This is a genomic window from Yersinia mollaretii ATCC 43969 (assembly GCF_013282725.1).
Taxonomy (GTDB): domain Bacteria; phylum Pseudomonadota; class Gammaproteobacteria; order Enterobacterales; family Enterobacteriaceae; genus Yersinia; species Yersinia mollaretii.
The window spans coordinates 2,740,584-2,761,926 of record NZ_CP054043.1 but is presented as its reverse complement, the minus strand read 5'-3'; the positions used below and the strand labels follow the sequence as shown (position 1 = coordinate 2,761,926).

Genomic DNA, 21,343 nt, shown 5'->3' with positions numbered 1-21,343 from the left:
GAGTCATAAAAAACGGCCAGCCCGAGCCTCTCGCACTGACAGATTGATAAGTGAATAATTAATCGCGGTACTGACTAAAATGGGGTGCGCAGTCAATCAGTTGCTGTTTGGTCAGCATAAAGACGCCATCACCGCCATGATCAAACTCTAACCAAGTGAACGGCACATCTGGATATTGATCCATCAAATGCACCATGCTGTTGCCCACTTCGCAAATCAGCACGCCGTCATCTTGCAAGAAGTCCGGCGCACAGGCCAGAATACGGCGGGCCAGATCCAGACCATCGCTGCCCGCAGCCAGCCCCAGTTCAGGCTCAAAGCGGAACTCCTGCGGTAAGTCGGCCATATCTTCAGCATCGACATAGGGCGGGTTAGTGACAATCAAATCATATTTGATTGGGGGCAAATCGCGGAACAGATCAGAGCGAATCGGCGTAACCTGATGCTCCATTGAATGCTGCTCGATATTGTGCTCAGTCACCGCCAATACGTCGTTGGAGATATCCACCGCATCCACTTCGGCTTCCGGGAAAGCATAGGCACAGGCAATGGCAATGCAGCCGCTGCCCGTGCACATATCCAGAATATGTTTCGGTTGATGGCGAATCAGTCCATCAAAGCGGTTATTGATCAACTCACCAATCGGTGAACGAGGCACCAGCACGCGCTCATCAACATAATATTCCATGTCACAGAACCAGGCTTTATTGGTCAGATAAGCCACCGGAATACGTTCGTTAACCCGACGGATGACCCGCTCAACAATGCGGTGACGCTCACTGGAGGTCAGCCGTGCGCTGCGCATATCTTCTGGAATATCAATCGGTAAATACAGGCTTGGGAAAACCAGTTGCACCGCTTCGTCCCACGGATTATCAGTACCGTGACCATAAAAAATATTGGCCGCATTAAACCGGCTGACTGCCCAGCGCAGCATATCTTGAATGGTGTGCAGCTCATTTACTGCTTCATCGACGAAAATCTTGTCCAAGGTCATCTCCAACTCGTGCGTAAAATCATTCTCTATCCCCCTAGTTTGCCATGAAGCCCGCGACAAATCAGCAGCAATACATCAGATGAATGATAACCAAATAATCAAGAGCGCATTAAAGCCATTAATCCAGCATCGCTTTTGTTTAGACAGATGGCACTCAGCAGGTAAACTAATGGCAATTGAAATAGGCCAATGAACTAATAATGAAAAATAAATATCACCTGACACCCGATGAATTGCAGCTATTTAAAGAGTCGATAGCGGGGGCAAAAAAGCTGAAGCAAGACACGATTCTCCACCGTGAGCCGCCTAAATTAGGTAAAAAAATCGCTCCGGAGCGATTACTCCAAGAGCAGGTTGATGCTACCTACTATTTCTCTGATGAATTCCAGCCGCAGCTCGATATGGAAGGCCCGACCCGCTATGTGCGACCGGGTGTAGACCATTTTGAAGTTAAAAAATTGCGACGTGGCGATTACTCGCCCGATATGTTTTTGGATTTGCACGGTTTAACTCAACTACAGGCCAAACAAGAGCTGGGTGCGTTGATTGCCGCTTGCAAACGTGAGCATGTGCATTGCGCCTGCGTCATGCATGGTCATGGCAAGCATGTTCTGAAGCAACAAACGCCGTTGTGGTTGGCACAGCATCCCGATGTGTTGGCTTTCCATCAAGCCCCTAAAGAGTGGGGAGGGACCGCTGCATTGCTGGTGTTGATTGAGTTAGCTCTGTAGCAGTACGGTTTGGTCGGGTGAGAATGAGTTTTACGTCATCATGGGCGTGGGATAGAGAATACAACGCTACAAAAAAACGCGGCCAAATGACCGCGTTTTGTCTCAGAACCGATCCTGTAATCAGAATTAGAACTGGTAAACCAAACCAACTGCTACGATATCATCAGTGTTGATACCGGCGTTTTTGGTGAAGTTATTCTCATCCAACAGGTTGATTTTGTAATCAACGTAGGTGGACATGTTTTTGTTGAAGAAGTAAGTGGCACCGACATCAACGTATTTGACCAGATCTTGATCACCATAGCCGTTGCCAATGTCTTTACCTTTAGATTGCAGGTAAGCCACGGATGGGCGCAGGCCGAAATCAAATTGATACTGAGCGACTAACTCAATATTTTGTGCTTTGTTAGCAAAACCGAAAATGGCATCTGGGCCAGTTTTGCTGAAATCACCAAAGCGAGTCATGTTGTAAGTCTGGGTGTAGTTAGCGGCCAGATACACATTGTTGGCATCATATTTCAAGCCACCAGTGTAGGCATCAGCACGATCGCCGTTACCATAAATACCTGGGGTAGTATTCTGCTCAGTAGTCCGTTTAGAGCTAGCCATCGCCGCAGACGCGCTCACACCCCAGCCCAGATCATAAGACAGGGACATACCATAACCGTCGCCATTCTGACCCTGTACATCACGGCCATTGTTGCTTTCGGTCGCGCTGCCATTTTTGCCCTGATATTGCAGAGCGAAGTTCAGGCCATCAACTAAACCAAAGAAGTTGGTGTTACGGTAAGTAGCTAAACCGTTAGCACGCTGCGACATGAAGTTATCCGCGCCGTAGGTATCACCACCAAACTCTGGCAGTACGTCAGTCCATGAAGTTACGTCGTACAGCACACCGTAGTTACGGCCGTAATCAAAAGAGCCGTAATCAGCAAATTTCAAACCAGCGAAACCAACACGGGTAAAGTTACCTTGGTCTTGGCTCTCTGCTTTATTTAGGTTTGCCTGATATTCCCACTGACCGTAGCCAGTCAGTTGGTCACTGATTTGTGTTTCGCCTTTCAGGCCAAAACGCATATAGGACTGATCGCCATCTTTGCTCTTATCATCAGAGAAATAATGTAAACCATCGACTTTGCCGTACAGATCCAGTTTGTTACCGTCTTTGTTGTAAATTTCAGCCGCGCCTGCACTACCTGCAACTAATAAAGCGGGAACAAGCAGGGAAAGAACTCGAAGTTTCATCGTTATTATCCTCTATTATTAGATTAACTATGCCACTGCTCTTTCGAGCATATAATCCCAACGGGGTTATTCTATTGTGGTAATAATATTTGGATTAATCCATACAGAAAATGCTACCAAGTTGGAGATAATGTTTCATATACCCCATAAAGTATTTCCAAATGTAAATGTGCGCGAACTTTCACAAAAACAAGAAACACGTAAAATATAGCACCAATTGTCAAAGACAAATAATATAATGATACAAATCAGATGTATACCAAAAAACTTGCATAGCACAAATTGATAAGTAATATACTGAACCCTAGAGCTATAATAGCTCTGCTATCATCATTATTTTTTATATTATTCTCATTGTGGCTTTCGCAGCCAGATAATTCGTTAGTTGACGGCCGGTCTTTTGACCGGCTTTTTTATTGCTTGCGATATAGATAGCAAAGTATATTTATAGTGTTTGGCATATTAACAAAATGAAATAATAATTAAATAATATAGTTTCAGTATTATATTTCAGCACGAATAGTTCAACAGCGAGAGCAATAATTGGCCTGATCGGTTAACTCTTGCCCTGCTATTTATTTGTTTTGATTTGTATTTATTTGTCAATAATGCGCACTCTGCCGCCAATGACCGAGTGCCACAGCGGCAGAGTATGGGCGGATAATATTAGCGCTCGCGCAGTGATTCCTTCACTTTATTCAGCGGTTTTATCAGGTAATCCAAAACCGTTTTCTGGCCGGTTTTAATTTCGACGCTAGCGACCATGCCCGGTAATATTGGAAATGATTTACCGGCTTTATTTATCAGCTCAGCCCTATCCGTGCGAATGTAGATACGATAGTAGAATTGGTCGCGCTTAATCTCATCTTGCAGCGTGTCCGGTGATACCGTCTCTACCACCCCAGTCAGATTGCCATAAATAGATGAATCATAAGCCGTTATCTTGACTGTTGCCGCTAATCCGGGCCGGATGTAGGCAATATCACGCGGATTAATTCGCGTCTCAATCAATAGCTGCTCTTCGATAGGCACGATCTCCATCAGCTTACCGCCGGGTTGCAGAACCCCTCCGACCGTGGAAACTTGAATGTCCTTGACGATGCCGCGCACTGGTGAAATCAGCGTGGTACGGGTGAGTTGATCCTGTTTACCGGAAACCACCTGTAACTGCGCGTCCAAATCGGCATTATTTTTCACCTGCTCCTCTCTGGCCCTGACGGCATACTGGTTGCGCGCTTCATCAATTTTACCGCGCAGATCACTGATCTGGCGCTGTAGGCGAATCACTTCAACCTGACTGGCTGCCCCTTTCGCCACCAGCGGCTCCGTCATTCGCAGCTCCTGCTGCACCAGCTTCAGCGATTGCTGCAAATTGCTGACGGTCTCATTTAGGTTTTGCCGTCGGGAGAGATAAAATTGCGTCTCGCGTGCCACCAGCTCGGGTTCTTTTAAGGTATCAGCGCCGAAAGCGAGTGCAGCGCCAGTTAACTCAGCGCGTAGACGTTCGGAAGAGGCGCGCAAGGTGCGCACTCGGGCGGCGGCTTCGCCGTAATTAGATTGAAAACGGGTGGGATCGAGGCGCGCCAGTATCTGCCCTTTATTGATGATCGCCCCTTCATGCACCAGTAACTCATTGATAATCCCACCATCAAGGCTCTCGATCAGTTGTGCACGGCTCGACGGCGTGACTTTTCCTGTACCGACCGTGACTTCATCCAAGATGGCGAAGTAAGCCCATACAAACATCACTATCATCCCCACCAGCGTTAGCCAGACAATCAGTGACATCCGCTGCTCTTGGTGCGCCCTTTCTTGTTGCAGACTGAGATTGCTCATGACCCACTCCTATTAAGCGGCACCTTGCTGAGATTTATGGGCAATCGTATTGAGGATGTGGTCCCGTGGACCATCAGCTACCACGCGGCCGTTATCCATCACAATTATGCGATCTACCAGCTTTAATAGCGCAGGCCGATGGGTCACCAGCACCAACATGCGGCCCTCAAGCCAAGTGTGCATCTGGCGAATGACAGACTCCTCCAACTGCTCATCCATGGAGGCGGTCGGCTCATCCATCAACACCACCTGCGGATTACGTAAAATCATTCGGCTCAGCAATACCATTTGCCGCTGCCCACCAGACAACCCTTGCCCGCCTTCATTAATAATGCGATCCAGACTGGCGGCATCTTGCTGCACCAAGGTGATTGCACCGCTAATGCGCAGCGCCTGTAGCATCTCCTGTTCGGTGGCATGGGGGTGCCCCAGCATCAGGTTTTGCCGTAGAGAGCCAAAGAATAAGCGGGAGTCCTGCGATAAGAAGCCCAATTGACGCCGTAAATCAGCCGGTTCGATCTGTTTGATATCCACACCGTCAATAATCACTTTGCCTTGGGTGGCGCTGGCCTGACCCGCGAGCAGCTTCAGCAAGGTCGATTTACCGGCCCCGACTCTGCCGAGGATCGCCACTTTTTCGCCGGGTTTTAGCTCCAGAGAGCCAATGGTGATGACGTTTTGCCCCTTCTCCTCGTCATAGGTATATTGCAGGTTGCGCAGTTGATAGTGTCCATTGAGTATTGGGCAGTGGGCCATCTCCCCCTCTTCCGGGCGATCCAAGGGTTTTTTGAGCAGCTCATTGAGACCCGCCATGGCGCTTTTTGCATGTTGCCAGCGGGAGAAAACCAAGGTCAGTTGCATCAGCGGTGCGATGGTTCTCGACGAGAGCAAGCTGCTGGCGACCAGCGTACCGGTGGTAATTTCACCGCCCAAGACCAGATAGGTGCCGAACACCAACATGCCCGCATAGGTGAGTTGCGAAACCGTCGAGGACCAGCCGCTGAGGCGCGCACCCCATAGGCGCTGTTTCATGCCAACGGCGGCACTGACTTCGTGCGTTTGCTCCCATTGGCGCTGGAAGTAAGGCTCGGCCTGTAGCGCTTTGATATCCTCAATGCCCTCAATGGTTTCGACCAAGATCGCGTTGCGCAGCGCACTTTCGCGCATCCCCTCTTTCGCCAGCTTCGCCATCGGAAATTGAATCAATAAACCGGGGATAACAATCAGCGGGATAGCCAAAAGCGGGATCACCACCAGCGGGCCACCGATAAAGGCCATGATCGCCAGAAACAGTAGGACAAAGGGCATATCCGCCGCCGCCCCCACGGTAGTGGAGGTCAGCAGCTCGCGCACCTGATCAATCTCTCGTAATTGGGAGATAAATGATCCGGTGGATTTGGGCCGCGCTTCGTTTTTGATCGACATCGCGCGGACAAACAGCATCGACGAGACATTCAGATCAATTTTCTTGCCCATCAAGTCAGAGATCTGGGTGCGGGTCAGGCGAATGATATATTCCATCACCGCAGCCAATAACACGCCAAAGAACAATACCCATAGCGTGGTGAATGACTGCGCCGGAATCACCCTATCGTAGACCTGCATGGAGAAGAGTATCCCGCCCAAAGCCAAGATATTACCCAGTACCGAGGCAAGTGAGATTTCGGCGATTTTACGCCCCGCACCACGAAAGTTTTGCCAAAACCAGTACTTGCGGTAGGGCTGGACAAACTCATCAATCCGCTGGTCGCGGCCACGGTTGGCGATGCCGACCATCACCACCTGCCCTTGGCTGCTATCCAATAGCGTTTGCAGGTTTGTTTCACGCACTACATCACCGCCATCACTGAGCCAGTAATTGACCAAGCCCTCGTCGCTGATGCGCTCGACCACCGCCACACTGCCCGGTTCCAACTCCAGTAAGACCGGCAGTAATGCATTGCGCCATTGCACTTTTTTCAGTGGCACCACATTCACTTGCAAGCCCAGTAAACCGCCGAGGCGCTCCAGTTGGCGCAAGCCACTAAGCTGCTCGAACCAGCGCATTTGCTGAGCAAGAAAATTGACATCCGCAGGTTTGCCATAACGGCTGGCAACCCTTGCCATCGCGGCTATCCAGACTTCTGTTTGTGTCGATTGCGTTGTCATGTTACCCCTGTCGCACACGCGTTATTCCGTCAATGACGCACCGCGCACTTACCCTCTGGCGGCGGAAAAGTCTCTGTTATCAGAGCGTGGGCAGTCTTTCACCGCTCTGGGCGACACGATCAATGCCGAGCATATCCACCAAATTATCGACGGCAGAAGCATAGCGCGCGGTGGCATCCCAGCCGTCATACAGCGCCATTAACCGCATGGAGTCGGCCTGCAACACATCCTGCTCGACACTCAGTAAGTCATTCAGGCTGCGTTTGCTTAACTTATATTCATCCTGATAAACGCTGCGGGTATGCTGGGCGCTGACCAATTGCTGCTCACCCGCCTGCTGCCGCTGTACCGCACCAATCATATCGGCGTAGGCCATTGCGGCTTTTTGGTTCACATCCAGCTTGGCTTTTTCCACTTCCGCTTGCGCCGCTGAGCGCGCACCTTCTGCGGCACGCACCTTGGCACTCACTGCGCCTCCCTGATAAACCGGGGCTTCGACTGCCAGTTGCACCTGATCATCCCAGTAAGATCGGGCATCATTTTCGTAGCGCGTCCGGCCCGCCTGAATCTTTAAGGTGGGCCAGTGCTGGGCCTGACTCTGCCGCACCCGCTCTCTTGCCGCCTGCTGTTTAGCTTCGGCACTACGCACCGCGCTGCTGGCATCATAGGGAATGGCATTTAGCGTGATTTTTTGCTTGAGCAGATCTTTGGGCAGATCCGGCAAGTTATCGGAGACCACTCCCGTCAACACCGTCAGTTGGGCCTGAGCTGAGCGCTGCTGGGCGCGATATTGTTCCAACGTAGCCACCATGCCCGCAATGCGGGTTTCCGCTTGTAACACATCCGATTGCGAGCTGAGGCCCGCGTCGGCTCTGAGTTGGGCCGTCTCTTTCACCTTCTCCAGCGAGGCGAGGTTGTCACGAGCCGCCAAACTCAATGCCTGATAGCGCTTCACCTGCAAATAGGACTGCACCGTGCTGAGTCCTACCGCCGTCATGGTGCTAAAGAGATCATAGCGGTAGGCATCCGACAGATAGTGCTGCTCGTCAATGCTGCCGCCAGTTTTTCCAAAGTCATACAGCAACTGACTCAGTTGCACCCCAGCGGAGGCATTACTGTTCAGGCTGCCCGCCGAATCGGTTTGGTGAGATCGCCCCGCCGTTCCCTGCAAGGCAATTTGGGGATACCAGCCACTTTCGACGACATCCAAATCCCCTTGCCCCACTCTGATTTGTGCCGCTGCCTGCGCAATTTGTGGATTACGGGCAAACGCCCGTAAAATCGCCTCGCGCAGACTTAGCTCTGCCAACTGCTCCTCACTGGGAGCTGATTGCCAGTTAAACACCGCCACCGGTGGAGTTTCAGCGGCCCCTGCCGATATCCCCCCCAGCGCCGAGAACAGCACCACTCCCCACAATGCGCCGGACACACCCCGGCCACTCACTCGCCTTGTTGTTCTCTTCATCGCCGACCTACTCCTGCGCCGATCATTTTTTATGGGCCTTTGGCGTTTTTTTGCGTTTAGGCCAAACCAAGCCAAGTCGGTGTCGTCACACCAAATGTACCTGTAAGCCTTGCTGAATCAGCACATCGCCCAATGTGTTGCTGCTCTCCAACGAAGAGTTGTGGTAGACGTCGAATGTCTGCCCATCCACACTGCGCTGGCCGACACTGCTCCAGACCCCCTCTGGTGTATTACTGAGGGTGACCTGCCCGCCCTGCGCCCCTTTGATCAGCAAGTCATCCTGCGGTTTGTCCGTGAGCGTCAAGGCTTCGTGCAGATCCAGCGTGATGCTATTGGTGCCACTCTTGCCTAAATCAATGATGTCGATATGCTCGACTTTCAGCCCCAAACTGGTCAGATCCAGTGCCTGATGGCTGCCGCTCAACAGCAAGGTGTCCATGCCCAAGCCGCCGTCGAGATGGGTGAAGTTCAGCGCGTTGACCGTGAAGATGTCATTGCCACTGCTGCCCGTCAGTGCATCACCGGACATCACCGTGCCATCGGCTAAATTCAGGGTGACCCCGCCAATGCGGTAGCCGCCCTCTGTCACCGTAGTGGTGAGAGTGCTGTCGATAGGTTCACTGCTGGAGAGTGCCGTCGGCGTGATCACACTGGCGGCATGGGCGGTGTCACCGTCGTTGGCTACCATCGCGCTGTCAGCTTGCATGTCACTGGTGGCCGCCAATAGCTGGACACCGGAACCGGAGAGCAACCCCACCGAAATCCCTTTGTGGTTACCCGCTTCGTCAGTGACATCAACGGCTACTTGGGTGGTTAAGAGATTCAGTCCAGCCAAGAAAGAGCCGTAGAACTTAACGCTCCAGTTGCCGTGAGTGTCTACGGTGCCCTCGAGAGAGTGACCGAGCAATACCACCGTCACCTTGGTGTTAGGCAGCACATTTAAGCTGCTACCGGAGATCGTCAACCCGTTGGTCGGCAGGAGTAGCAGATTGCCGACATTACCCAGCACATCGACCCCCAGTAGCGGCAGAGCATGCGTTTTCACCGTGAAATCAGTGTTAATCGCGGCACTGTTGCCCACCGCATCCGTCACCGAGACGCCAATTTTGGCTGAACCGTCCAGCAATCCCGTTAGCGCTGAAGTCGTAATCGGCACACTCCAACTGCCGTCGTTCGCAATGGTTGCAGTCAAGTTAGCCCCGCCCACCGTGACCTTAATTTGCAGTCCAGCGGCATGGGTGCTGGTGCCGGAAATCACTTGTGCTGTTGTTGATTCTGCGCCGCTGAGATAGTGGTCGCTGGCAAAGAACGGGTTTATCGTCAGTGTAGGCACATTAATGCCAACAGAGACCGGTGCATTGGCCGTCGCGCTGTGTCCGGCGGCATTGGTCAGAGTGGCATGGGCGGTCACACTGCCGTCAGTCAGAGTCGCCAGCGCCGCTGGGGGAACCGAAATGCTCCAAGTGCCATCCGCTTTCACGGTGGTGCTCAGCGCCAGATTACCGACCGTGATATTCAGGGTGGAACCCGCTGCAAAGGTCGAGTGGCCCGTGATAGTTTGGGTTAACAGAGCATCAGCGGCATTGAGTAGGCCGTCACCGAAAATAGAGTCCACGGTGAGTGTCGGTATCCCATTGGCGATCACACTCAGGACACCAGATTTGCTGGCGGCGTTACCCACCGCATCTTGCAGCGAGACATTCACCGTCAAATTGGTATCGACGGTCAGCGTTTTGAGATCAATCGGCTGAACCAGCACACTCCAGTTGCCGCCCGCCCCCACAGTGGTGGTATAGGTCTTGCCATTGAGCAGCACATTAATTTGCGTGCCCAATGCCACATTGGTGCTGCTACCGCTGATGGTCTGCGCCACCAGCAAATCCGCCACACTGAGGATGCCATCGCCGAAAATAGGATTGACTGACAGTGTCGGCTGAGCATGAATCAGCACATTAACCACGCCACTGGCCGTGGTGCTGTTGCCCGCGCCATCCACCAGTGATGCGCTAATGGTTTGGCTGCCATCCAGCAATCCGCTCAAGACATTGGTCGGCACCAAGAGGCTCCAGACCCCATTTGCCCCCACGGTGGTACTCAGTTGGCTGCTACCGACTTGCACCAGCACCTGCGCCCCCAGTGTGCCATTCAGTACTGTCCCGCTAAGGGTTTGTGGGGTTTGGCTGTCGAGGATACTCAGCAGCCCGTCACCAAAAATAGGGTCCAGCACCAGCTTCGGCAGATTGCTAATAATGACGTTAACCGAGCCGGATGCCGTCCCGGTATTGCCCGCCAGATCCGTGACCGAAGCCCCCACCGTCAAGCTGCCATTGGTGAGTGCGGTCAGATCGGCCGGTTGCAGGGTAATGTTGAAAGAGCCATTGGCCGCCGTGGTGCCGAAGAAGGTTTTACCACCCAGTGTGATGCTGACCTGTGTTCCGGTCGCCACGCCACTGACGGTGCCGCCAATGAGTTGCCCAATGGCGGTATCCGCCAGACTGAGTTTCCCGTCACCAAAAATAGGGTTTAGCGTGATGACTGGCGGGGTCACATCCACCAGCAGTGGGCGCGTGGCGGTATTGCTGTTACCTGCGGAGTCTGTCACCGAGGCTGTGACACTGAACGAACCCGCCAGCAAGCCACTCAATGTGGTGCTGTCGAGCGTCACACTGAAAGCGCCGTTACTGTCGAGGGTCGGGGTGAGTGTCAACGACCCCAGTTTGAGGGTGACCGTAGCACCAGACGGCAGGTTTTTCACTGTCCCGCCAATGACCTGAGAGGACAACAGATCATTCGCATTCAGGATGCCATCACCAAAGATCGGATTGAGGGTGACCACTGGCAGGTTGTGGGTTAGCACGCCAATCCCCAACTGCGTGTTGACGATGTTACCCGCCACATCTTTCACCGAGATCCCCACCGACAAGTTGCCATCCTGCAATCCGCCCAAGAGCGAAGGCAGCAGATCGACCTGCCACACACCCCCCGCTTGCACTTGCGTGGTGAGCACGTTGGTGCCAATGGTGACTGTCACTGTCGCCCCCGGAGCCACATTGCTGATCACCCCTTTCAGCGTCTGGGTGGTGGTCGACTCCAGCGCATTGAGCACGCCATCACTGCCGAACAGCGGGTCTAGCGCCCCGAAAACCGGCAGATTGTGGGTCAGCACATTCAGCACCGGTGCGGTATCCACCTTCACCACATTGTTATTAGCATCGGTGACCGTGACATTCAGTGCCAGCGGGCCATCACCGAGGAGCGCCAACTGCGCCGCGGGCAGTGTGAGTGTCCATTTACCATTGGCCCCCACATCGGCACTCAGTGGCACGCCATTCAGGGTGAGATTCACTTTAGCACCCAAGCCCGCATTGAGTGTGGTGCCGGACAACACTTGATCCAGCGTGGCCCCCACAGCATTGAGATAACCGCCGTTAAACAGCGGATCAACCGTTACGGCCAATCCCGGATTGAGCGCGACATTCACTGTTGCATTGATGCTGCTGGGGTTGCCCGCCCTGTCCGTCACACTCAGCCCCGCCACCAGTGGGCCATCGGCGATGCCCGTCAGTTGCCCCGGCAACACCTTAATGCTCCACTTGCCGTCACTGCCCACCAAGGCGTTGAGTGTCAGCCCCCCCAAGGTCAGGGTGAGGGTTTGACCTTCCGCCCCCAGCGCCGTCCCCAACAGCACCGTTCCATTGATATTGCTGTTTAATACCAGCGCACTGACATCCAGCGTGATCAGCGCCGGGAGGGTATCAACATGAATCGTCGGCGTTTGGGTAAAGCTGTTACCCGCCAAATCCGTGAGCTTGGCGGTGAGGGTATTATCGCCTTGCGGTAGCCCCTGTAGGTCCGCCGCCGGAATAGTGACACTCCATAGCCCGCCCGCCACGATCAGTGCCGAATAGGTTTTGCCGTTCAGTGTCACCGTCACCGTGCGGCCAATATCACTCAATGACGCCGTGCCACTGAGCAGTTGTGGCAGCTTGGACTCAAGGGCATTGAGGGTGTTATCGAAAGCCAAAGGCAGCACCGTCAAGGTCGGCGGTGTGCGGTCCACCAGCAGTCCGACGGTTTCGGAAGCCGTGCTCCCGCCGCCCACCAACTCGGCTTTCACCTGATAATTGCCATCCGGGAGAAGTATCTTGGGCAGTGTCACTGACCAGCTACCGTCCAATCCAACCACGGCTATCTGCTCGCCAATGCCGCCGCTAAAGGTGAGTTTCACTGTCCCAGTGATAGTGTTGGTGACTTTCCCACCAATCGTGATAGTGAGCGGATCATTGAGCACATTGATGATATTGCTGGTTTCGATTGGATCGATGGTGAGCACCACCGGCGGAGCGACGATATTGACATTCACGTCGATCGGGTGGGTGGTTTGCCCGGTATTCCCCGCGCTATCCGTCACCGTCGCCGTGATAGCGGCATTGCCGGAGGCGAGTGATCCCAATTGAGCACTGCTGACGGTGGCTGACCATTTGCCGTCGCTCCCCACAGTGGCGGTGAGATTCAAGCTGCCAAAGGCAATATTGACCTGACTGCCAGTGGCCATATTGGTGGTACTGCCGGTGAGGATTTGGGAGATTTTGCTGCTCGCAAAATCCAGCACCAAGCCAAATGGCGGCGTGTCGACGGTGACTGTCGGTAAATTATGGGTCACCACCCCAATGGTGAGCGAACTGCTGCCGCTGTTACCCCCGCCATCCAATACATCCACTTTGATTGATGGCGAGCCATCCGGGATGAGTTTCAGATCGGCCGTCGGGACGACAAGGGTCCAAATGCCGGTCACGGTATCCACATCGGCGGTATATTGCTTGCCGTTCAGGGTCACTTTTACCCCCTGTGGGGTATTGAGCAGCCCGGTGGTGCCAGTCAATGTTTGATCTGAACCCGCCTCAAGCAAATTCAGCACTGCGCCAAAAGGCAGCGTGCTAATAGTGGGCAGTGGTGGTGTCAGGAAACTCTCAAAATTCAGTGAGGAGGCGTTGCTGTTTCCCACCGCATCCGTGACCGTGACATTGATTTGATGCACCCCATTGGTCAGGCCATTTAAGGCTCCGGCGGGCAGTGTGACGGTCCAGTTGCCGGTATTGGCGTCAACCACACCGGGGTAGCTTACCCCACCGACATCAATTTTCAGTTGCACATTCTGGTTGCTGCCGGTGATCCCGGTTTTACCCGTAATGGTAGCGATCCCCGCCGCTTCAGCAATGTTGATGCTCAGGCCAAAAGAGGGCAGATCGATCTGCGGCGGTGGCAGCACTTGCTGCGAGATAAAGGTGATCGGTTGGTCCGGCAGGATATTCACCACATTGCCGCCGCGATCCGTGACCGTGACACCAATGGTGTGCGGGCCGGAGGTCAATCCGGTTAATAGCGCCGTCAATAGCGGCAGTGACCAACTGCCATCTGTACCCGCCGTGACGGTTTGTATCACATTGCCATCAATGGAGATGGCGACACTCTGCCCACTGCCTGTCGCGCCCGTGCTGCCAGTGAGCGTCTGCCCCAATAGCGCCTCGGCATGGTTTAAGGTGCCATCGCCAAAGGGCAGTGTCAGGGTCGGGTGCGGCAAGTTATGGGTCAGCACCTCAACGTGATCGGTCAAAGAACCCACATTGCCCGCCGCATCTTTGGCGCTCACCGTGATATCCCATGTCCCATCTGGCAGCGCTTTTAGCACGCCAGAGGGTAAGTTCAGTGTCCACTTGCCGTCGGCGGTCACTGTGGCGGGGTAGCCGCTGCCGTTGATGTAGACCGTCACTTGCTGGTTATCGCCCGTGATCCCCGTGGTTCCGGTGAGCTGCTGGCCTGCGGCGGCCTCTACGGCATTAAGAAAACCGCCAATAATCGGCCCGGCATCAAAGGTCGGGAGGGGGTTGAGGGTCAGCAGAGAGTTGAACTCAAACACCTCAGTATCAGTGTTGCCCACCCTGTCCGTCACTGTGATGGAGATACTGTGCTTCCCATCCAGCAATGCGCTTAGCGTCCCTGCGGGTAGCGTGCAAATCCAACTGCCATCCAGTGCAACAGTGGCAAGATAAGGGATGTTATCGATGGTCAAGGTGATGGTTTGGCCGCTACCCGTAGCCCCAGTACTGCCCGTTAGAACTTGGTCAGCGGCAGCTTCCAGCTTATTGAGGTAGCCATCACCAAACGGCAAGGCCGGCAAGGTAATGTGCGGCACGTTATGGATCAAAATATCGAGGTTGGCACTGGCTGAGGCGTTGTTGCCAGAGCCAGCATCGGTGGCGCTTACGGTCACTTTCGCCATGCCGTCGCTCAGTTTTTGCAGATCCACGGCACTGATATTGACCGACCAGACGCCAGCGGCCGTCACACTGCCGTTATAGCTCGCGCCATTGATCGACACCACCACCGCCGTCCCGACGGCTAGATTAGTGCAGCCGCCGGTTAAAGTCGCATTTGCGCTAATCTCGTTAACACTCAATATGTTATCGGTAAACAGCGGCGCTAAAGTCAGTGTCGGCACATTATGAATGGCGACACTGAGATTGGTGACATCATGGCTCTCATTATTGGCCGCATCGGTGACACTGACCTTCACGCCCCCCACTAACGGGCCATCCCCCAGTAGCAGCAAGTCGCCAGAAGGGATAGTTAGGCTCCAACTGCCATTACTGAGCACTTTAGTTTGATAATCGTGACCATTGAGTGTGACGGTCACCGTCAATCCGGCATCCCCCGCACAGGTGCCTTTGACCACCAAGCCCAGTAAGGCATCAGCCAGATTCAGCACATTGTCGAGGTGGGTTTGTACCTCCACCGTCAGGAGTGGGACTTGCGTATCCACTGTCACATTATGGCTACTGCTGGCGGGGTTTTGCGCGGCATCATTGACCGTGGCGCTAATCAGGTTATTGCCCTGCGGTAACTTCTGCACCTCCCCTGCGGGCACGGAAACACTCCAACTGCCATCGGCCTGCACCAAGCCACTGTAGATCTTACCCTGCAAGCTGACACTCACCGATTGGCCTGCGGGTACCCGCTGACTGTTGCCATGAATGGTGAGGGCTGACTGACTCTCCTGATAATTGATGATGTCGTCGCTGGTCACGGTGGCGATGGTCAACAATGGCTGATCCGCCAGTGAGGCGATCACGGTTACCTGATGGCTACCCGTCGCCGGGTTACCACTCAGGTCAGTCACTTTGGCCTCTGCCGTCGATGCCCCTTCCGGCAACAGGCTGACATCCGCCGCTGGCACGGTCACTTGCCAGCTACCGTCACTTTGGACCTGCCCGGTATAGGTTTTGCCGTTGAGGGTGACGGTGACGGTGCGCCCCATCTCCACATGGGTGGACACGCCTTTGATCACCGCATCCTGCGTAAACTCAATCCGGCTGATAAAGTTGTCACCGGACACCGAACTGAGGGTCAGGGTCGGAAGATTCGCGGGGTTGGCATCCAGTGTCAGTGTGCGATCAATCGTCGTTTGGTTGCCCGCGCTATCACTGAGCGTGACCTGAATCGGGTAGCTGCCATCAGGCAAATTCTGTAGCACGGTGGCGCTGAGCGGAATAGTCCAACTGCCATCCGGTTGCACTAGCGTGCTGTAGGTCACGCCGTTGAGCCGCACCGAGACGGTTTGCCCCGCCTCTGACAGCGGCGCGGTGCCGGTGACATTGACCGTGCCCAATACCTCAAGGGCGTTGATGATATTGTCGTCACCAATTGGCGCGATCACTAAATCAGGGGCCACTTTGTCCACCGTCGCGCTGCCCGTCAAGGTCGCGCTGTTACCCGCACTGTCGGTCGCCGTGACCGAAATTACCAGATTGCCGTTCGGCAGACTCTGTAACTCTGTCGGCTGCAAGGTGAGTTGCCAGTTGCCGTTATTGTCGGCGGTCAGGTTATGCACCACACCGCCCACCGTCACCACCACTTTTTGCCCTGCGCCGCTGATGCCTGTCGAGCCAGTCAATGTTTGGCTGCTGGTCACTTCAGCGGCACTCAGGTAGCCATCGACAAAGGGGGTGTTCAGTGAAGGGGCCGGAACCGCGTGGGTGACCAGCTTGATATCTTGGGTCGCCGTGGTGGTGTTGCCATTGGCGTCTTGAATCGAAATGGTGACAGGATAGGTGCCATCAGCCAGCAAATTCAGGGTGTTAGCGGGAATATCGATACTCCAACTGCCGGTATTACTGACGGTGGTGCTGTAGGTTTGGCCGTTGACGATGACATTCACGGTGGCCCCCACCTCATTGGAGGTGCCAAATACCGGGATCTTGGCGGCCGCTTCCGTGGCATTGATCACGCCGTCGCTAGAGATCGGCCCCACCGACAATTCTGGTGCCACTGTATCCACCGTAATCGGGGTGACTTTGCTGCTGGTGTTGCCGCCCCCGTCCGTCACTTGCACGGTAATCGACTGCGGGCCTTGCGCCAAGCCCTGCAATACGCTGGTGGGCAGGGTTAGTGACCAGTTACCATCACTCCCCACCAGCGCCGGATAGGTTTTGCCGCCAAGGGTCACTATCACGGTTTGGCCGGAACCGGTAATCCCGGTGGTGCCGCTCAGACTCTGACTAATCCCCGCTTCGGCTTTGCTCAGTATGCTATCGCCGAATGGCCCATTCAGGGTGACATTCGGCAGATTATGGATATAGATCCCCAGTTCGCTGCTGGTGGAGACCGGATTGCCATTGCTGTCAGTGGCGCTGGCCGTGAGGGTGGCTTTGCCGTCCAGTAACAGTGCCAGATCCGCTTTGGGCAGACTGACACTCCAACTGCCCCCCGCGCCGACAGTGGCGGTGTAGTTTTTTCCGTTCAGTGTGATGGTGATGCTTTGGTTGAGGCTCACATTGCTGGAGGTGCCACTCACCTTGATATCGGCGGCGGCCTCCAGCGCATTAATGAGATTGTCGCCCGTCAGCGGGCTGATGCCGATGCCGCTCTGCACGTTATTGACCACAATGCCGTGGCTGTCATTGGCCCCATTACCATTGGCATCACTGACGGTGGCGGTAATGTTGATCGCGCCATTCGCCAGCAAGGCCAAATCACTGACAGGAATTTGGGCGCTCCAATGGCCTGATGAATCGACGGACGCGCTGTAGGTGCGGCCATTGAGGGAGATAGTGACCAGCCGCCCGGTTTCGACCCCGGTGGTGGTGCCACTGACGGTCTGGTTCACCTGCTGCTCCGCACCATCCAGAATATTGTTACCAGCAAAGGCGCTAATGGTCAGGGTCGGCAACAGACGCGGGTCGGCATCCAAAACCACATTTTGGTTCACCGTGGTCTGATTGCCCGCCGCATCTTGAATCTGGGTGGTGACCCCATAAGTGCCATCACTGAGTGACGCCAACGCCCCCGCCGGAATATTCAGGCTCCAACTGCCATTGGGCTGCACTACCCCGGTGTAGGTCTGTCCCCCAACCGTGACCTTCACCACCGCACCGATTTCAGTGCTGGTGCCATTAATGGCAATGCTGGCCGCCGCCTCTGTGCCATTAATGATGTTATCCGTGGCGATGGGGCCGACAGTCAATCCGGGAGCCAATGTATCAACATTGAATTGGCTATTGAGTGTATTGGTGTTGCCCGCCGCATCACTGGCGGTAATCACTAGCGGCTGGTTACCTTGCCCTAACCCTTGCAGCACAGCAGTGGGCAGCAGCAGTGACCAACTGCCATCTGCGGCGACAGTAGCCGCATAGGTGACGCCCGCCAGTTTCACGCTGACCTGCTGACCACTGCCCGTCACGCCTGTGCTGCCACTCAACGTTTGGTTGGTGGCGGCTTCGGCGCGATTCAGAGTGCCATCGACAAAAGGCGGTGTCAGGCTGACCGTCGGCAGTGCATGGGTATAGATCCCCAGTGTGGCGGTGCTGCTGACCGGATTCCCCGCCGCATCGGTGGTGAAGGCCAAGAGTGTCGCATTGCCCTCAGCCAATTTCGCCAGATCCGCCGCCGGGATCTGGGTGCTCCAACGGCCCCCTGCGCCGACGATCGCGGTATAGACTTTATTATTGAGTGTCAGCGTGATCATTTGGCCGACATTCACATTGGCCGATGTCCCACTCACCGTCACACCCGCAGCCGCTTCGGCAGCATTGATCAGATTATCGCCCGTGAGCGGCGTGATCCCCAGCCCCGCCAGCAGGTTATTGACGGTGATGGTGTGAGTTTCGGTGACCGGATTGCCGCTCAAATCGCTGACCGTGGCGGTAATATTGGTGCTACCGTTTGCCAGCAAGGCCAGATCGGCGGCGCTGACTTGGGTACTCCAACGGCCATCCGCCCCGACCGTGGCGCTGTAGGTTTTGCCGTTGAGCATAATGCTCACGACACGGCCCGCCTCCACTTTGGTGGTGGTGCCGCTGATGATTTGATCCACCCGCTGCTCCGCCCCATCAAGGATATTGTTGCTGGCAAAGGCATTAATGGTCAGTGTCGGGAAATTGGCAGGACTCGCGTCTAGCTGGACGTTTGAGGTCACACTGGTGCTGTTTTTGGCCGCATCCGTGACAGTGACGGTTAAGGGGTAGCTGCCGTCCGCCAAGGCCGCGAGATCCGCCGCAGGAATATCCACCCGCCACGTCCCACTGCTCGTCACCAGCGCGCTGTAGTCTTTACCCCCATAATTGACCTTCACCGTGGCCCCAATATCACCACTGCGACCACTGATGGCAACAGGCAAGGCCGCTTCGATGGCATTGATAATGCCGTCCCCGGCAACAGGATCGACCAAAAGTGTGGGGGGCTGAGTATCGACCTTCACTATCAGTGTGGTGTAACTGCTGTTACCGGCCACATCACTGGCAGTCACACTCAGTGCTATGGCCCCTTGCCCTAGCGCCTGCAATGTGGCGGTCGGCAGTGTCAGCGACCAACTGCCATCTAGCGCCACCGTGGGATGATAGGTGACGCCATTAAAACTGACCGTCAGGGTCTGACCCGCACCGCTAGCTCCGGTCGAACCGGTGATCGTTTGGTCACTCTGGGCTTCAGCGCCGTTGAGTGTCCCATCCCCAAAAGGCGTATTGATGGTGGCGATGGGAACATCATGGATATAGATACCCAGCGGAACATTGACGTCGGTGACGCCCGGCGCTTGCACGTTGAGGGTGATCGGCCCATCAGGCAGTGAGGTTAAATCCCCGCTGGGGATAGTGACACTCCAGTTGCCGTTACTGTCCGTCGTCCCGGTATAAGGAACATTATTGAGTGTGACGGTCACCTGAGTGGAGAGCGGCAGGCCCGTCGAGGTGCCACTGACGGTAATACCGAGCGCCGATTCGGCGAGATTAATTAGATTATCGCCCGCCACGGGGTTAACCCCTAGCCCGGCCTGAGTATTGTCTACGGTGAGGGTGCTGTCCGCACTGCCCGAATTACCTGCGGTATTCTTAACCGTGGCGTGGAGTTGGGTGGTGCCATTGGCAATCATCGCCAAATCTGCTGCCGGAACCTGAGTGCTCCATTTGCCATCAGACCCGACGGTCGCGCTATAGTTCTTATTATTCAATGTGATGAAAACCGTCTGTCCCGCTTCGACATGTGTGGTTTCACCGCTCAATGTTTGGCTGACCTTCTGCTCGGCCCCGTTAAGATTATTGTCATTGGCAAAGGGCTTGACGAATAGAGAGGGGAAATTGAGCGGATCGGCATCAATCAAGACGTTACCGCTGGTAGTCGCACTGTTGCCGGTGCTGTTAGTGACGGTGGCGGTTATCGACTGTGAACCATCTTTCACCCCAACCAGCGCACTGGCGGGAACATCCACCGACCAACTGCCATCACTCTGTACTTTGCCAGTATAGGGTTGGCCGTGGAACATCACTGTGACGGTCGATCCCACGGCCGATGAGGTGCCTTTGATGACCACAGTCGCGTGAGACTCATCCCCATTGATAATGCCGTCCCCAGCGACCGGAGAGAGAGTCAGGGTGGGTTTGCTGGTATCGACCACCAGAGCCAGGGTTTTCTCTACCGTTTGCCCACTGCCATTACTGACCGAGACCACGACGGGATAGCTGCCATCATGCAACCCTTGCAGCATTGAAGGCGGTAGCGGCAGTGTCCATGAACCATCAGCGGCCACCGTCGCGGTGTAGGTGACGCCATTGATTTTGATATCGACCTGTTGCCCCGCCGCAATGCCGGTGGTGGTGCCGCTCAATGTTTGGCTGACACTTACTTCGCTGCTATTAAGGCGGTTATCGCCGCCCAAGGGGTTGATGGTTAATGTCGGTGCGGAGTTGCCGCCATTGTTTCCACCATTGTTTCCGCCATTGTTGCCCCCATTTGAGCCGCCGCCGGAACTGCCGCCGTTTGAGCTGTTACCGCCACTTTGTGACGCCGCGATGCCGATGCCGCCCGCTATCGCTAGAAAACCCAGCGCCCCAGCTAGTAGCCCCGCCGAGCTGGCACTGCTGCCTAACGCCAAGCCCGCCACACTGTCGATGGAGGTGAATTCCGGCACCAACAGGGCATCACCGCCCAAGGTAGCCCCCATCGCGGCAGGGAAAGTGGCCTGCACGGGCGGGCTGACGCCATCATCAAACACCAACTCGCTGTAATTGCCCTCACCGTCGGTGGTGAAAAAGCGCTGATAGCGCACTGTAGAGCCATCTTTCATATGCAAAATCAGGTCACTGCCCTGACGCTCGTAGCTTGCCACCATTGCCGGTGTGCCATGGATACGCACAATGCTCAACTCGTTCAGTGCCACAACCTGCTGATTGCCAGCCACATGTGAGATCATCGCCCCATTTCGGCGAGAGATAATATCAATGGATGCATTGGTTGGATTCGCCATGGTTAACCTCAAAAATCAAGCAAGTCACTGTCTCCACGTAAGAACAGACCGGGGGAGGATTCCCGATAAGTCGGACGCAGGAGGGTAAATAAACGCCTCACAAAAGAGGGTTTAAGCTTGTTTCTGGT

At 54.9% G+C, this 21,343-nt stretch carries 7 protein-coding genes; 1 reads left to right on the top strand and 6 read right to left on the bottom strand.

The features are described from left to right. Positions 1-58: 58 nt before the first annotated feature. On the bottom strand, positions 59-991 hold the full coding sequence (gene prmB / locus HRD69_RS12125) for a 50S ribosomal protein L3 N(5)-glutamine methyltransferase (RefSeq protein WP_032814540.1): 933 nt from the start codon (positions 989-991) through the stop codon (positions 59-61). Between the two features lie 206 nt (positions 992-1,197). On the opposite strand from prmB, the gene smrB reads away from it, so the two are divergent. Beyond that, a complete protein-coding gene (gene smrB, locus HRD69_RS12120) occupies positions 1,198-1,728 on the top strand; it encodes an endonuclease SmrB (RefSeq protein ID WP_004875311.1) in 531 nt (176 codons plus the stop codon). Between the two features lie 126 nt (positions 1,729-1,854). Here the strand turns inward: smrB and HRD69_RS12115 are convergent, their stop codons facing one another. The 5 genes from HRD69_RS12115 to HRD69_RS12095 all read right to left on the bottom strand — a co-directional run bounded on the left by HRD69_RS12115 (position 1,855) and on the right by HRD69_RS12095 (position 21,215). Beyond that, positions 1,855-2,973 carry a porin OmpC gene (locus HRD69_RS12115; protein ID WP_004875312.1) on the bottom strand — a complete coding sequence of 373 codons (1,119 nt, stop codon included), beginning with the start codon at positions 2,971-2,973 and terminating at the stop codon, positions 1,855-1,857. 666 nt (positions 2,974-3,639) lie between these two features. After that, a complete protein-coding gene (locus HRD69_RS12110; RefSeq protein ID WP_004875313.1) occupies positions 3,640-4,809 on the bottom strand; it encodes a beta-barrel domain-containing protein in 1,170 nt (389 codons plus the stop codon). 12 nt (positions 4,810-4,821) lie between these two features. Further along, positions 4,822-6,957 (bottom strand): type I secretion system permease/ATPase, encoded by a 2,136-nt coding sequence (locus tag HRD69_RS12105; protein ID WP_004875314.1) that lies wholly within the window; start codon positions 6,955-6,957, stop codon positions 4,822-4,824. A 79-nt stretch (positions 6,958-7,036) separates the two neighbouring features. Then, a complete protein-coding gene (locus HRD69_RS12100; protein WP_032814517.1) occupies positions 7,037-8,422 on the bottom strand; it encodes a TolC family outer membrane protein in 1,386 nt (461 codons plus the stop codon). Between the two features lie 85 nt (positions 8,423-8,507). After that, positions 8,508-21,215, bottom strand: a complete 12,708-nt coding sequence (locus HRD69_RS12095; RefSeq protein WP_004875316.1) for an Ig-like domain-containing protein — start codon at positions 21,213-21,215, stop codon at positions 8,508-8,510. Positions 21,216-21,343 lie beyond the last annotated feature (128 nt).